Genomic DNA, 14672 nt, shown 5'->3' with positions numbered 1-14672 from the left:
GTGGAGGGATTTTGCATGCAGCTGCCAACCAACGTGTCATCGCTCCGAGGAATGATCGAAGTCCCCGGCGACAAATCGATTTCCCATCGCGCCGTCATGCTCGGGGCGCTTGCTTCTGGACGGACGGTGATTGACCATTTTTTGCCTGGGGCGGACTGTTTAAGCACGATCGACTGTTTCCGGAAACTCGGTGTCGACATTCGCCAGGACGGGACGACAGTCGTTGTCGAAGGAGCCGGCCCCGGCGGGCTGCGCGAGCCGGCCGCGGTGCTTGATGTCGGCAACTCGGGAACGACGGCGCGCCTGTTGCTCGGCATTTTGGCCGGCCAGCCGTTTCACGCCTGCCTTGTCGGCGATGAATCGATCGCCAAGCGGCCGATGGGGCGGGTGACGAAGCCGCTTCGCGAAATGGGGGCGCGTATTGACGGGCGTGACAGCGGCAATTATACGCCGCTTTCCATCCGCGGCGGCGCGCTTCGCCCGCTTCGCTACACTTCGCCGGTGGCGAGCGCGCAAGTGAAATCAGCCGTTTTGCTTGCGGGCTTGTTCACCGACGGCGTAACGTCGGTCACCGAGCCGCACCGCTCGCGCGACCATACCGAGCGGATGGTTCGGTTGTTTGGTGGTGAAGTGAATGTGGATGGCTTGACCGTCTCGGTGGCCGGTCCGCAACGCTTGCGTGGGACGCACATTTACGTTCCCGGCGATATTTCGTCAGCCGCCTTTTTCCTTGTCGCCGGCGCCATTGTGCCAAACAGCGAAATTACGCTGAAAAACGTCGGCTTAAATCCAACGCGGACCGGTATCGTCGATGTGCTCAACGAAATGGGGGCAGACGTCGTGATTGACAACGTCCGCAATGAGGAAACCGAGCCAGTCGGCGACATTACGGTCCGCACGTCGACGCTTCGGGCGGTCGAAATCGGCGGGGATCTGATTCCAAGATTGATCGACGAAATTCCGATCATTGCCTTGCTCGCGACGCAGGCGGAAGGAACGACCGTCATCAAAGACGCGAGCGAACTGAAGGTGAAAGAGACGAATCGGATCCATACGGTCGTCACCGAGTTGAAAAAATTCGGCGCTGACATCGAAGCAACCGACGACGGCATGATCATCCGCGGCAAAACACCGCTTTATGCCGACGGGATTGTTGTCGACAGCCATGGCGACCACCGCATCGGCATGATGCTCGCCGTTGCCGCCTGCATCGCCAAAGGGACGGCCCGCCTCGAGCGCTCGGAAGCGGTCGCCGTTTCCTATCCGGCGTTTTTTGCCGATCTCCGTTCGCTTCTGTAAGGCCTCCCGCCCCAAGCGGGCGGGCGGTCATATTTTGCTTTGTTCGTTCATATGTTGTCAGTGAGAGGAATGGCTCCGCATTTTTGAAAGCGGATACATTCCCGGTTTCCGGCCGAAAAACGGCGCACCTTCCAGACAGAGAGCGGTTTGGTTGCGGAAACGGCCATGATCGATTATCATCATTCATGTTCCCGTTGTAACGGTACATAACGATTTGAATGGCAAAGGCGGATGGCCGCCTGCCGCAAGAGAGGGCTGACGAACCATGACACGCGTCGAACAAATCATTCGCTTAGTGGAAAACGGAAACGTCGACCAAGCGTTGGCGCTCGTGCCGAAAGTGAAAAAATATGGAAATGATGAAGAAAAATATGTACTCGCCGACTGCTTGTACGGATGGGGAATGCCGGAAGAGGCGAAGGAGCTGCTTGAGGAGCTGGCTGCCCGCTATCCGGATGACGGCGACATTCGCTTGTTTTTGGCGGAAGTGTATACGGAGCTTGAAGCCGAAGAGGAAGCGCTCGCCATTTTGTCGGAGATCGGAGAAGATGATCCGCAGTTTGTCCGCGCGTGCCTTCTTGCCGCCGATTTGTACGAAATGCAAGGGTTGGCGGAAGTGAGCGAGCGGAAGCTGCGTCAAGCGTACGAGAAAGCTCCAGATGAGCCGATCGTGCAGTTTGCGTTGGCTGAGCTGTATTTTTCGCACGGCGAATACACAAAAAGCGTGCCGCTTTATGAACAGGTGCGGAAGACGAATAAGGAGATGGCCGGCGTCCTCATCGCCGAGCGGATCGCTGAGGCGCTCAGCCGTTCCGGGGAATTCGAGGCGGCGCTTCCGTATTATGAGGAGGCGCTCAATGAAAAAATGGACAGCCGGACGCTGTTCGCCTACGGATTCACCGCGTTGCAGGCCGGCTATACACAAACGGCCATCGATAAGCTCAGCGCTTTAAAAGAGCTCGATCCGGACTACACTCCGCTTTACCTTTATTTGGCGAAAGCGTATGAACAAGAAGGACGGCTCGTGCAAAGCTATGAGACGGCGCTTGAGGGAATCGGCGTCGACGAATGGAACAAAGAGCTCCGCCTTTACGCCGGCAAGCTGGCGCTCAAGCTGAACAAGCCGGTGGAAGCAGAAGAGCACTTGAAAAAGGCGCTTGAGATCGATGGCGGGTACATCGAGGCGCTCACGGTTTTATCGGCGCTTTGGCTAAACGAACAGCGCTATGAGGATGTCGTAGCGCTTCTTGAGCAGGCGATGGCCGATGGCGAGTACGATCCGCAGTTTGAATGGGACCTTGGGCGCGCCAAACATCGGCTTGAAATGTACGACGATGCATTAAACCATTACGGCGAGGCATATAATTTCTTTAAGCACAATGTCGAGTTCCTCGAAGAGTACGGATATTTTCTCATCGAGGAAGGAAATCGGGCGGCGGCGAAAGAAATATTTCAACAGATCGTCCGTCTCGACCCAACCCATACGGAGGCGGCGGAGATGCTGCTTGAGCTCGAAGAGTAGGGGAGAAGCGGTGGCCCAACCTCTTTCTTGGAAACCGATCGAGGGGGAAGCGCAGAATGACGCACGTATCCGTCAATGAGAAAAAAGAGTTTATCCGTTGGTTTTTAAGCCACTATCAGTTGAAGCGGCGCGAGTGTGTCTGGATTTTAAACTATTTGATGAGCCATGACCAGCTCATGCAAAAGGTGCATTTTGTCGAGAATGCCCAATATTGCCCGCGCGGCATCATTATGTCGACCCATTGCGTCGACGATGTGCCGTTCCGCTTTTACAAAGGCAATGTGATGACGACCGATGCAGAGAAATCGTTCCACGACATCCGTTTAAACCGCGACGAAGATATTTACATTCAACTGAATTTCCGCGCTTCTTTTCACTCGCCGCAATATGTCGCCGTGCTTGAGGAAAACCCGTATGCGCCGAAGCAGGCGCAAGTGAGCGAAAACGACCAGCGCCTTGCCGAGCAGTTTTTGGAACGCTCCATTTATGAATTCCGGCGCGGGCGGCTCATGAAGCTGATCGATGAGGCGCTTGACCGCCATGATGAAGAGGCGTTCCGCCGCCTGACCGATGAATTAAACAAATTGTAAAAACCTTGCCGCCGGCAAGGTTTTTCTTTTGCCGAAAAATATGGTATGGTGATGAAGGGAAGAAACTTTAAGGCAAAGGAGAGTACGAATGAAGTGGACAGGCGAGGACGTCGCCCTCTATGAACGAGAGCGCGACTACATCGACACGGCGCTCCTTCCGCTTTTGCCGGTGGCTTTCGGCCAAGGAGCGAAGCGGTTCGCTTCCGGAGGGGAGCTCGTCGGGCTCATCGCGGCCGAGGTCGAGCGGCAGTTGAAGGGCCGGTTGTTTTTGTTGCCGTCGTTTGTGTATTTTGCCGATGAGCCGCGGGCGCTGCTTACCGAAAGACTGGCGGATTGGACCAACCGGCTTAGGCGGGAAGGAATGAAGCATTTGTTTTATGTGACGTGCGACCGTGCGTGGCAAGAGGGCGAAGAAGCCGACCGCGTTTGGTTCGTTCCAGTTGTTCCTCTCGAGAGCATGGATGAATCATACAAGCACAAGCTTGTCAGAGAGCAGGCCGCCGAGCTGCTCCGCTTTCTCGTCGGTCGCTGGGCGCAAGAGTAGACGCGGCAAAGTCCGACGTTTTGCCGTCTGCGATATTGACCTTGTCCAGCAATTGAGCTATCATTAGAATGTCCTAGTTTTCCATATGTGTTATACATACAATCGTCCGGTGCGGACTTGATTTTGCATAGAGGGGGGAAGACGATGAGCGACAACAAACATCGTGTAACGAGACGTCAGTTTTTAAACTACACGCTGACCGGCGTCGGTGGCTTTATGGCGGCAGGGATGCTTATGCCGATGCTCCGTTTTGCCTTTGACCCGCTTTTGAAAGATGAGGCAGGAACGGACATGGTCGCGGTAGCGGACGTCAAAGAGATTACGACCGAACCGAAGCGTTTCGACTTTAAAGTGAAAGTGAAAGACGCTTGGTACGAGTCGGAAGAGCCGAAATCAGCATGGGTGTATAAAACGGACAAAGGGGAGATCATCGCCCTGTCGCCGATCTGCAAACACCTCGGCTGTACGGTCGACTGGAACACGGACAAAGAGCATCCGAACCAGTTTTTCTGCCCATGCCACTACGGGCGCTATACGAAAGACGGCACGAACGTTCCGGGGACGCCGCCGCAAGCTCCGCTTGACCGTTACGAGTACAAAGTGAAAGACGGCAAGCTGTATTTAGGCAAGGCGAAACCAAGAAAGGAGGCGTAATGCGTGTTAAACAAGCTGTATGACTGGGTCGATGAACGCTTAGATATTACGCCTTTATGGCGGGATATCGCCGATCACGAAGTTCCAGAGCACGTCAACCCCGCCCATCATTTTTCCGCCTTTGTCTATTGTTTCGGCGGGCTGACGTTTTTTGTCACGGTCATTCAAATTTTGTCAGGCATGTTTTTGACGATGTACTACGTCCCGGATATTAAAAACGCGTGGGAATCGGTGTATTACTTGCAAAACGAAGTGGCGTTCGGCCAAATTGTGCGCGGCATGCACCACTGGGGGGCAAGCCTTGTCATCGTCATGATGTTTTTACATACGCTGCGCGTCTTTTTCCAAGGGGCTTATAAAAAGCCGCGCGAAATGAACTGGATCGTCGGCGTATTGATCTTTATGGTGATGATGGGTCTTGGCTTCACCGGCTACTTGTTGCCGTGGGATATGAAAGCGCTGTTTGCGACGAAAGTTGGTTTGCAAATCGCGGAAGCGACGCCGCTCATTGGCCCGGCCATTAAGACGCTGTTAGCTGGGGACCCAGAAATTGTCGGCGCGCAAACGCTGACGCGCTTCTTTGCCATTCACGTCTTCTTCTTGCCGGCCGCTTTGCTCGGCTTAATGGCAGCGCACTTTTTAATGATTCGCAGACAAGGCATTTCCGGTCCGCTATGATCGGTCGGCCCGACGTTTGCAGGCGATAGAAAAAAGGAGGGAACCACGCAATGCATCGCGGAAAAGGAATGAAATTCGTCGGCGATTCCCGTGTTCCCGCGGTGAGAAAACCGAATATTCCAAAGGACTATTCGGAATATCCCGGGAAAACGGAAGTGTTTTGGCCGAACTTCCTGCTCAAGGAATGGCTGGTCGGATCGGTCTTTCTCGTCGGTTTCTTATGCTTGACGGTCGCCCATCCGTCGCCGCTTGAGCGGATCGCCGACCCGACGGACACGACGTACGTGCCGCTGCCTGACTGGTATTTCTTGTTCTTATACCAATTGCTCAAATATTCGTATGCGTCTGGTCCGTATACGGTTGTCGGCGCGATCATCATCCCGGGGTTGGCGTTTGCGGCGTTGCTTTTGGCGCCGTTTTTGGACCGCGGCCCGGAGCGCCGTCCTTGGAAGCGTCCGGTAGCGACCGGGATGATGCTGTTGGCGCTTGCGGCGATGATTTATTTGACATGGGAAGCGGTCGTCACGCACGACTGGAAAAAAGCGGCTGAACAAGGGAAAATTCGGGCGGAAGTGAAAATTGACACGAACGCGGAAGGCTATAAAATCGCCCAAGCGAACACATGTACATCGTGCCACGGACAAAACTTGTCCGGCGGCGCTGGCCCGTCGCTCATCGGCACCGGCCTGAAGCCGGAGGAAATCGCCAAAATTGCGAGAGAAGGGAAAGGCAGCATGCCGGCTGGCATTTTTAAAGGCACGGATGAAGAGTTGAAAAAACTGTCCGAATTCATCGCCGGACTAAAAGCGGAATAATCGTTTCGACACGAAAAAGCTGACTCGCGTTAGTCAGCTTTTTTCGTGCCAACATGAAACCGAGGCGAGGTGCAGATGATGGCATGGATTTATGCGCTGCTGGCTTCCCGGCCGGTTGTTTGGCTGCTCTTGTTCGTCAACGCGGCCGGCACCATCTATGGATATTATTGGTATCGTTATCAACTTGCCGATACGCCGCCCGTCTTTTTGCCGTTTGTTCCCGACAGCCCGACGGCGAGCCTTTTTTTTCTTGTCGTCCTTGTGGCATGGCTTTTCGGCAGGTCGGCGCCGCTTTTTGAAGCGTTGGCTTTGGTGACGCTTGTTAAGTATGGAATTTGGGCGGTCGTCATGAATGTGCTCGTTTGGCGCGTCACCGGCACGCTCGATTGGACCGGCTGGATGCTCATCGTTTCGCACGGGGCGATGGCGGTCGAAGGAATGCTGTATGCCCGGTTTTATCGATTTCGCTTCCTTCACCTTATGCTGGCGGCCGTGTGGACGCTGCATAACGATGTCATCGACTACGTCTTTGGCATGATGCCGCGCTATAGTGTGCTGGCTGACTACGCCGGCGAAATCGGCTATTTTACGTTTTGGTTGAGCATCGCATCGATTGCCGTTGCGTATCAGCTTGGTGTCCGCCTCCGGCGCCAGCCGCTTCTGCCGGGCAGCGGCCTGTCTTCCCGGCAGGCATCAGAGTAGAGCGTTGAACACAAGGGGGAACGTTGGGCGGTAGCTTTCTGGCAGTTGCCTGGTCTACTCTTGTCCACTCCTTCATACATTGTACTAGTGGATGAGGGAGGGACGATGATGAAGCGAATCGGGCTAGCCATGCTGTTGTCGCTTGCCTTTTTATGGCCAGCGCCCATTGGCGTGGCCGGACAAACAAACGGTTGGGAGCAGTTGGACGATATTTCCGACGAGGCGCTGCAATTGGCGAAAAACGGGCGTTTTGTCGAAGCAAAAGAAGTGCTCCGCTATTTTTCCGAGCGGTTTTTCGCCCTTGGGGCAAAAGAACGGTTGAAATCGGCCGATGAATTGCGGGCGGTGACCGTGACGCACGAGCAGGCAGTCAAGGCGATGACGGCGCCGATCCCCGCGGAAGACAAGGTGGCGGCGATCACCCAGTTTCGCCTTGTTGTTGACGCCATCCATTCGACATACCAGCCGCTTTGGACGGAGATGGAGCCGGCTGTCATGGGGGCGTTTGCCGCGGTCGAAAAGGCGGCACAACAAGGCGAGCAGAAAGCGTATGCCGCTGCCCTCCGCCAGTTGCTTGACCGCTATACATTGATCGAGCCGAGTGTGAAAATCGACGTGCCGCCGGAAATCGCGACAAAGGTCGATGACGATCTTGAGGCATTGCAGGCCGCCGCGTTTTGGCAACGCGGCGAAGGCGAGCAGCGCGAGCAACTCGCCGATGCGCGTCATGATCTAGAAGCGCTGTTTGCCGGGGTGAAAAAGGACGAAGCTGATCCGTCGCTGATTTGGGTGATGATTTTCACTGGCGGGGTAATCGTGCTGACGCTGACGTACGTTGGCTGGCGGAAGTACAAAGGGGAAAAAGAAGAGAAGCGGGCGCGGCAGCCGGAAGAATAAGCGCCGGCGCTCTTGGTGAGGGGGAAACGTTTCCCCCTCTTTTTTGTTTTCCCGTAGCTTTGCGCAAGCGCCGCCCCGGCACTTTCAAGCGGCGCTTGCCGGGCTTGTCCCGGTTGGGCTTTCGCGCCAGCGGCTTTTCATGGTTCCAGCGGCCGCTTTTGTTCATCGAGCGTAAACCCTTCGCCGAGCACATCATGCACATCGGTGACGGCGACGAACGCATGAGGGTCAACGGACATAATGACGCTTTTTAAGCGCGGCAGTTCGTTTTTGGCGACGACGCAATACAAAACATCGCGGTCGCGCTTCGTATACGAGCCGCGCCCTTTCAGCACGGTGACGCCGCGCTCCATCTCTGTCAAGATGCGGTTGGCGATCTCTTCGCTTTTTTCTGAGATGATGGTCGCCCCTTTCGCCGCATAGCCGCCTTCCTGCATAAAATCAATGACCCGGGCGGCGATAAAGACGGCGACCAACGTATACATCGCCTCGCGGTATGACAAGTAAAGAAGAAGCGACAACGTGATGACGGTGGCGTCAAAGGCAAACATCGTTTTGCCCATGCTGATGCCTTTATATTTATGGACGAGGCGGGCGATAATATCGACGCCTCCGGTTGTGCCGCCGTAGCGGAAAATAATGCCGAGGCCGACGCCGATAAAGACGCCGGCAAACAAGGCGGCAAGCGTCATGTCATGTCGAAGCGGCATATGAATCATGTAGCGTTGAAAGATGGATAAAAACACGGAAACGGCGACCGTGCCGATGACGGTATACAAAAACGTCTGGCGGCCGAGCAGCTTCCAGCCGATGAAAAAGAGTGGAATGTTGAGCGCCAAGTTGGTGATGGCTGGATCCAGTCCGAACAAAAAATAAAGAAGAAGCGTAATGCCGGTAAACCCGCCTTCCGCCAAATTGTTTTGCATGTTGAAATGAACGAGACCGAAGGCGAAAATGGCGGCGCCAAGCAAAATAAACAGGCAGTTTTTTATCTTTAGTCCGAAAATCATACCGTCCCTCCGTCCGCAAAAATAGTCGGCGCCCTTAATTATAGAGGAACTCGCCCGTATAGGCAATGATGGCCGAAAACGGGGCGGATTGGCAGCGGGCGAAAACATTTGTCAAATGCGCCGCTTTTCGCTAACATGAAAACAGGCGAGGTGACAAGCCATGCAGGAGAAAACGATGAAACAAATGCAACAGGAAGTAGATGACTATATCAGCCAATTCAAAGAAGGCTATTTCAGCCCGCTCGCCATGCTGGCGCGGCTGACCGAGGAGCTCGGCGAGCTGGCGCGCGAAGTGAACCATTACTACGGCGAAAAGCCGAAAAAGGCAACCGAAAAAGAAAAAACGGTGGAAGAGGAGCTGGGCGATTTGCTGTTTGTGCTCATTTGCTTTGCCAATTCGCTCGGCATTGACTTGCAGGCGGCGCACGACCGGGTGATGGACAAGTTCCGCACCCGCGACGGCGACCGCTGGACGCGGAAGGAGGAAGGATCATGACGATTCGCATTGTCATCGCGGGGCCGCGCGGCCGCATGGGCCGCGAAGCGGTCGCGCTCGTGCAGCAAACAGACCACTTTGAACTGGCCGCGGTCATCGACCGCCGTTACGATGGACAAAACTTAGCGGAGATCGACGGATTTTCCGGCGTCAACGCCCCGATTTACACCGATGCCGCCCGCTGTTTTGCCGAGGTGAAGCCGGACGTATTGATCGATTTGACAACACCGGAAGCCGGAAAGCGGCACACCGAACTGGCGCTGCGTTATGGCGTCCGTCCAGTCGTCGGCACGACCGGATTTACGCCGGAAGATATCGAGCGGCTCACAGAGCTGGCCGAGGAGAACAACATCGGCGCCATCATTGCACCGAACTTTGCCGTCGGCGCGGTGTTGATGATGAAATTCGCCCGCATGGCGGCCAAATATTTCACCGATGTGGAAATCATTGAACTGCACCATGACCAAAAGCTTGACGCTCCGTCCGGAACGGCGTTGAAGACGGCCCAGCTCATCGCCGAAGTGCGCCCGTCGAAAAAGCAAGGACACCCGGACGAAAAGGAGACGCTCGCCGGCGCGCGCGGCGCCGCTTACGACGGCATCCCGATCCACAGCGTCCGTCTGCCGGGCTTTGTCGCTCATCAAGAAGTGATTTTCGGCGGCAACGGCCAGACGTTGACGATCCGCCACGATTCGTTCGACCGCCGCTCGTTTATGTCCGGGGTGAAGCTGGCGGTCGAAACGGTGATGCATTTGCGTACGCTCGTCTACGGGCTTGAACATATTTTGGAATAGAGCGGACAGTCTAGAAGGGGAGAGGAAACGATGAAGATCGCTTTGATCGCCCATGACAAAAAAAAGGAAGAGATGGTCGCCTTTGCGACCGCCTATGCGCCTCTGCTCGCCAACCATGAGTTGTACGCCACCGGCACGACCGGCTTGCGCATTCAGGAAGCGACCGGCCTTCCAGTCCATCGCTTCCAATCTGGGCCGTACGGAGGCGACCAAGAAATCGGGGCGATGATCGCCCGCAATGAAATGGATCTTGTCATTTTTTTCCGCGATCCGCTCACCGCCCAGCCGCATGAGCCGGACATCAGCGCATTGATGCGGCTTTGCGACGTCTATGCCGTGCCGTTGGCGACGAACATCGGCACGGCCGAGCTGCTCGTCCGCGCGTTGGAGCGCGGCGATTTGGCATGGCGCAGCATCGTGCGCGGCCGGACAAAAGGCGGGGAGGAAAAGGAAACAGAAAGGTGACAGCGATGATGGAACGATGCGACTTATTGGCGTTTGGCGCCCATCCGGATGATGTCGAAATCGGCATGGGAGGGACGATCGCCAAATATGTGCACCGCGGCTTTCGCGCCGTTATTTGCGACTTGACGCAAGCCGAGCTGTCGTCCAACGGCACGGTCGACGAGCGGCAGAGAGAGGCGGCCGAGGCGGCCCGCCGGCTCGGTGTATCCGAGCGGTTCAATCTCGGGCTGCCTGACCGCGGCCTTTACGTCGAGGAAGAGGCGATCCGCCAGATCGCAGCGGTCATCCGCCGCTACCGGCCGCGCCTTGTATTCGCCCCCTATTGGGAAGATCGACATCCGGATCACGGGCGATGCGCCCGCCTTGTCGAGGAAGCGGTCTTTTCCGCCGGCATCCGCCGCTACGGCGCCGGGGAGCTTGGCGACGCGCACCGCGTCCGGGCTGTGTATTATTACATGATCAACGCTTTTTGCCGCCCGCATTTTCTCATCGATATTAGCGAAACGATCGATGACAAGCTGGCCAGCCTGCGCGCATACGAAAGCCAATTTCAAAAACGGCCTGGCTCGGTTGCCACCCCGCTGACCAACGGCTACATCGAGATGATTGAAAGCCGCGAGCGCTGGTTCGGTCAACAAATCGGCGCGGCGTATGCGGAAGGGTTTTTGACGAAAACGCCGATTCATCTTTCCAATTTATTTGAGGAGGAGCGATGAAGCTGAAAATCGGGATTGTTTGCTATCCGACGGTCGGGGGCTCCGGGGTGGTCGCCACTGAGCTTGGCAAGCTGCTGGCGGAGCGGGGGCATGAGATTCACTTTATCTCATCGAGCATGCCGTTTCGTTTGAATAAAGTGTACGGCAACATTTATTATCATGAAGTCAGTGTCAACCAATATTCCGTCTTTCAATACCCGCCGTACGATTTGGCATTGGCAAGCAAAATTGCTGAGGTGGCAAAGCGGGAACGGCTCGATGTGCTTCATGCCCATTACGCCGTTCCTCATGCTGTCTGCGCGGTGTTGGCGCGGCAAATGGTCGGCGAGCTGCCGATCGTCACGACGCTGCACGGCACGGATATCACCGTGTTAGGCTATGACCCGTCGCTTTCCGATATGATCAAATTTGGCATCGAGCAGTCGGATATCGTTACGGCGGTGTCTGACGCCCTTGCCCGGCAGACGTATGAACTGCTCGATGTGCAAGCGACGATCCATACCGTCTACAATTTTGTCGATGAACGCGTCTACCGTCGCCGGGAAGCGGGCCATTTACGGCGCGAGTACGGCATTCGCGACGATGAACGAGTTGTGATCCATGTCTCGAATTTCCGGAAAGTGAAGCGCGTGCCTGATGTAGTGCGAGCGTTTGCCATCGTGCGCCGGCACGTGCCAGCCAAACTCTTGCTTGTCGGCGACGGCCCGGAAATGACCGTCGTTTGCCGACTTGTGAAAGAGCTTGGTCTGCAAGATGATGTCCGCTTTTTAGGAAAACAGGATAAACTCGAAGAGCTGTATTCGATCAGCGATGTGATGATGCTTTTGTCGGAAAAAGAAAGCTTTGGGCTCGTATTGCTTGAGGCGATGGCGTGCGGTGTTCCGTGCATCGGCACGGCCATCGGCGGGATTCCGGAAGTGATTGAGGATGGGAAAACTGGGTTTTTATGCCCGCTTGGCGATGTCAAAGAGGCGGCAAGACAGACGATGGCGCTGTTGACGGACTGCCGGTTGCACGCTGAGATGGCAAGACAGGCGGTGCAAACGGTCGAGCGCAAGTTCCGCTCGGCCGACATCGTCGGGCAGTATGAACAGCTGTACGCTTCGCTTGCGGCAAGGAAGGTGAAACGATGAAACCGCCGTTTGAACAGGCGCTCGGCATTATCCGACAATTGAAGCGGCATGGCTATGAGGCGTATTTTGTCGGCGGCGCGGTGCGCGACTTGTTGATCGGGCGTGCGATCGGCGACGTCGATATCGCGACGAGCGCTCTGCCGGAAGAAGTGATGCGCTTGTTTTCGAAAACGATCGACGTCGGTTCGAAACACGGCACGGTCGTCGTCGTGCATGAAGGAACAGCGTACGAAGTGACGACATTCCGCACGGACGGCGATTATGAAGACCATCGCCGTCCGGAGTCGGTGACGTTCGTTCGTTCGCTTGAGGAAGACTTAAAGCGGCGCGATTTCACGATGAACGCCATCGCCATGGATGAACGCGGAACGATCATTGATCCGTTTGGCGGACAAGAGGCGATCGAGCGGCGGCTCATTTGCACGGTCGGGGCGGCGGACGAACGGTTTCGCGAAGATGCGCTCCGCATGATGCGGGCTGTTCGCTTCGTCAGCCAACTTGGATTTGCGCTTGCTGAGGACACGAAGCGGGCGATCGTCCAAAACGCACCGCTTATGGCCCACATTTCTGTCGAACGGATGACCATGGAAATGGAAAAACTGCTCGCCGGTCCGTTCGTTGCCGAAGCGTTGCAGCTGTTGGCTGATACGAGGCTGTTTGTTTATTTGCCTGGGCTGGCCGAAAAAGAGCAGCTGCTGCGCTCGGCTGCCGCCTGCCGCTGGCCGTGGCTCACAGAGCGCGAAGAGCGCTGGGCGCTTCTTTGCCGCGCGCTTGATGTCAAAGACATACGTCCGTTTTTGCGCGCCTGGAAGCTGCCCAACAAAGTGATCGATGAAGCTGGCGCCATTTTGGCGGCGCTCGATGATGTCCCTAGGCCGGAGGCGTGGACGAACGAACAGTTGTTTTTGGCCGGCCTCAAGCGGGCGCTATCGGTTGAAGCGGTGCGCGCCGCGCTTTGCGGCGCGCCGTCCGAACCGCATCATGAGGAGCTCCGCCGCCGCTTTGCGGCGCTGCCGATCAAAACGAAAGCGGAACTTGCCGTCAACGGGAAAGACGTCATTCGCTGGGCTGGAAAACCGGCCGGTCCATGGGTGAAAGAGACGCTGGATGCCATCTGGCGGGCGGTCGTCGGCGGCGAAGTCGAAAATGAGAAGGAGCGGATTCACGCATGGCTCATGGAGCGCAATCGGACACACGAAAAAAACTGTTAGAGTTGTTTGCCGAGGCGAACGGCGAGTTTTTGTCCGGGCAAAAAATCAGCGAACAGCTCGGCTGTTCGCGGGCGGCGGTATGGAAGCATATCGAGGAGCTGCGCAAAGAGGGGTTCGAACTGGAAGCGGTGCGGCGCCTGGGCTATCGGATCGTCAGCACGCCGGACAAAGTGACGGCCAATGAAATCCAGCTCGGCCTAAAAACAGAAAAACTTGGCCACGCGATTCACTTTTTTGACGAGGTCGATTCAACGCAGCGCATTGCCGCAAGACTCGCGTACGAAGGGGCGCCGGAAGGAACGCTCGTCGTCGCGGAAGAGCAAAAGGCCGGCCGCGGGCGGTTGGATCGGAAATGGTTTTCCCCGAAAGGGACAGGCATTTGGATGAGCCTCATTTTGCGGCCGCCCATTCCGCCGCAGCAGGCCCCGCAGTTGACGCTCGTGGCTGCGGTGGCCATCAGCCAGGCGATTCAAGAAATAACCGGGCTTGTCCCAGACATTAAATGGCCGAATGACATTTTGCTTAGCGGCAAAAAATGCGTCGGCATTTTAACGGAGCTGCAAGCCGATCCTGACCGCGTTCATTCCGTCATCATCGGCATCGGCATCAACGTCAATCAAACGGTCGAACAGTTTCCAGAGGACATCCGGTCCATCGCCACGTCGTTGGCCATCGAAAAGGGCGGACGCGTGAAGCGCGCACCGCTCATTCAGGAAATTTTGTTCCGGCTTGAGCGGCTGTACAAGCAATATTTGGAACACGGCTTTCGCCCGATTAAGCTTCTTTGGGAAGGGTACGCCGTCTCGATCGGCAAGCCGGTGACGGCCAGAACATTGGGCGGCGTGATTCGCGGCATCGCCCGCGGCATCACCGATGACGGACTGCTCATCCTTGAAGATGAGCAAAAGAACATCCATTACATCCATTCGGCCGATATTCAGTTCTAATTTGCCACTAGAAAAATTGTGACAATTTTGTTAAAATACAAAGCGAGGAAAAGGGCAGTATCTTTCATGAAAAGAACTGCACCGAGACCGACAACACGAATAGGTGAAGGAAATGATCTGCCTTGATCCTTTTTCGAAGGACTAGGACAGAGGGATGAACGAAACCGACGGCGGTTTTATGGCGTCCTTCTTTCTCAAG

The 14672-nt window shown here is 55.9% G+C and carries 17 protein-coding genes; 16 read left to right on the top strand and 1 reads right to left on the bottom strand.

What is annotated here, in order from left to right; genetic code table 11:
- Positions 1-15: 15 nt before the first annotated feature.
- The 9 genes from aroA to ypjB all read left to right on the top strand — a co-directional run bounded on the left by aroA (position 16) and on the right by ypjB (position 7701).
- Positions 16-1299, top strand: a complete 1284-nt coding sequence (aroA, locus tag BRO54_RS05230; protein ID WP_074043330.1) for a 3-phosphoshikimate 1-carboxyvinyltransferase — start codon at positions 16-18, stop codon at positions 1297-1299.
- A gap of 265 nt (positions 1300-1564) precedes the next feature.
- Entirely contained in the window at positions 1565-2821 is a 1257-nt protein-coding gene (locus BRO54_RS05225; protein WP_074043329.1) for a tetratricopeptide repeat protein, read from the top strand.
- 56 nt (positions 2822-2877) lie between these two features.
- Positions 2878-3411, top strand: coding sequence for a ReoY family proteolytic degradation factor (locus BRO54_RS05220; RefSeq protein ID WP_013144907.1), 534 nt, complete (start codon positions 2878-2880; stop codon positions 3409-3411).
- An 88-nt stretch (positions 3412-3499) separates the two neighbouring features.
- Complete coding sequence (locus BRO54_RS05215) at positions 3500-3955, top strand: YpiF family protein (RefSeq protein WP_074043328.1); 456 nt, start codon at positions 3500-3502, stop codon at positions 3953-3955.
- 144 nt (positions 3956-4099) lie between these two features.
- Positions 4100-4609, top strand: coding sequence for a Rieske (2Fe-2S) protein (locus tag BRO54_RS05210; protein ID WP_074043327.1), 510 nt, complete (start codon positions 4100-4102; stop codon positions 4607-4609).
- 3 nt (positions 4610-4612) lie between these two features.
- The gene (gene qcrB / locus BRO54_RS05205; protein ID WP_011231676.1) at positions 4613-5287 is read left to right on the top strand and encodes a menaquinol-cytochrome c reductase cytochrome b subunit; all 675 of its coding nucleotides are present in this window, start codon (positions 4613-4615) and stop codon (positions 5285-5287) included.
- Positions 5288-5337: 50 nt separating this feature from the next.
- Positions 5338-6102 carry a menaquinol-cytochrome c reductase cytochrome b/c subunit gene (locus BRO54_RS05200; RefSeq protein ID WP_074043326.1) on the top strand — a complete coding sequence of 255 codons (765 nt, stop codon included), beginning with the start codon at positions 5338-5340 and terminating at the stop codon, positions 6100-6102.
- Positions 6103-6180: 78 nt separating this feature from the next.
- Entirely contained in the window at positions 6181-6804 is a 624-nt protein-coding gene (lhaT, locus tag BRO54_RS05195; protein WP_074043366.1) for a lipoprotein heptaprenylglyceryl N-acetyltransferase LhaT, read from the top strand.
- A 108-nt stretch (positions 6805-6912) separates the two neighbouring features.
- Positions 6913-7701 (top strand): sporulation protein YpjB, encoded by a 789-nt coding sequence (ypjB, locus tag BRO54_RS05190; RefSeq protein WP_074043325.1) that lies wholly within the window; start codon positions 6913-6915, stop codon positions 7699-7701.
- 137 nt (positions 7702-7838) lie between these two features.
- Here the strand turns inward: ypjB and BRO54_RS05185 are convergent, their stop codons facing one another.
- Positions 7839-8711 carry a YitT family protein gene (locus tag BRO54_RS05185; protein WP_074043324.1) on the bottom strand — a complete coding sequence of 291 codons (873 nt, stop codon included), beginning with the start codon at positions 8709-8711 and terminating at the stop codon, positions 7839-7841.
- A gap of 160 nt (positions 8712-8871) precedes the next feature.
- Between BRO54_RS05185 and BRO54_RS05180 the strand changes: the two genes are divergently transcribed.
- Genes BRO54_RS05180 through BRO54_RS05150 form a run of 7 tightly spaced genes read left to right on the top strand, consistent with a single transcriptional unit; the run spans position 8872 to position 14473 of the window.
- A complete protein-coding gene (locus tag BRO54_RS05180) occupies positions 8872-9207 on the top strand; it encodes a nucleotide pyrophosphohydrolase (protein WP_074043323.1) in 336 nt (111 codons plus the stop codon).
- The gene (gene dapB, locus BRO54_RS05175; RefSeq protein ID WP_074043322.1) at positions 9204-10001 is read left to right on the top strand and encodes a 4-hydroxy-tetrahydrodipicolinate reductase; all 798 of its coding nucleotides are present in this window, start codon (positions 9204-9206) and stop codon (positions 9999-10001) included. The genes BRO54_RS05180 and dapB overlap by 4 nt, the downstream gene beginning before the upstream one ends.
- Before the next feature lie 30 nt (positions 10002-10031).
- Positions 10032-10466, top strand: coding sequence for a methylglyoxal synthase (gene mgsA / locus BRO54_RS05170; RefSeq protein ID WP_066229182.1), 435 nt, complete (start codon positions 10032-10034; stop codon positions 10464-10466).
- A 5-nt stretch (positions 10467-10471) separates the two neighbouring features.
- Positions 10472-11182, top strand: a complete 711-nt coding sequence (gene bshB1 / locus BRO54_RS05165; protein ID WP_074043365.1) for a bacillithiol biosynthesis deacetylase BshB1 — start codon at positions 10472-10474, stop codon at positions 11180-11182.
- Positions 11179-12315 (top strand): N-acetyl-alpha-D-glucosaminyl L-malate synthase BshA, encoded by a 1137-nt coding sequence (gene bshA, locus BRO54_RS05160; RefSeq protein WP_074043321.1) that lies wholly within the window; start codon positions 11179-11181, stop codon positions 12313-12315. The genes bshB1 and bshA overlap by 4 nt, the downstream gene beginning before the upstream one ends.
- On the top strand, positions 12312-13526 hold the full coding sequence (locus tag BRO54_RS05155; protein ID WP_074043320.1) for a CCA tRNA nucleotidyltransferase: 1215 nt from the start codon (positions 12312-12314) through the stop codon (positions 13524-13526). Before bshA ends, BRO54_RS05155 begins: the two co-directional genes overlap by 4 nt.
- Positions 13484-14473: a biotin--[acetyl-CoA-carboxylase] ligase gene (locus tag BRO54_RS05150; protein ID WP_074043319.1), complete on the top strand. Its 990-nt coding sequence runs from the start codon at positions 13484-13486 to the stop codon at positions 14471-14473. Before BRO54_RS05155 ends, BRO54_RS05150 begins: the two co-directional genes overlap by 43 nt.
- The last annotated feature ends 199 nt before the right edge of the window (positions 14474-14672 follow it).

The organism is Geobacillus proteiniphilus (assembly GCF_001908025.1).
In the GTDB taxonomy this organism is placed as follows: domain Bacteria; phylum Bacillota; class Bacilli; order Bacillales; family Anoxybacillaceae; genus Geobacillus; species Geobacillus proteiniphilus.
This window is presented reverse-complemented; position numbering and strand designations above follow the sequence as displayed.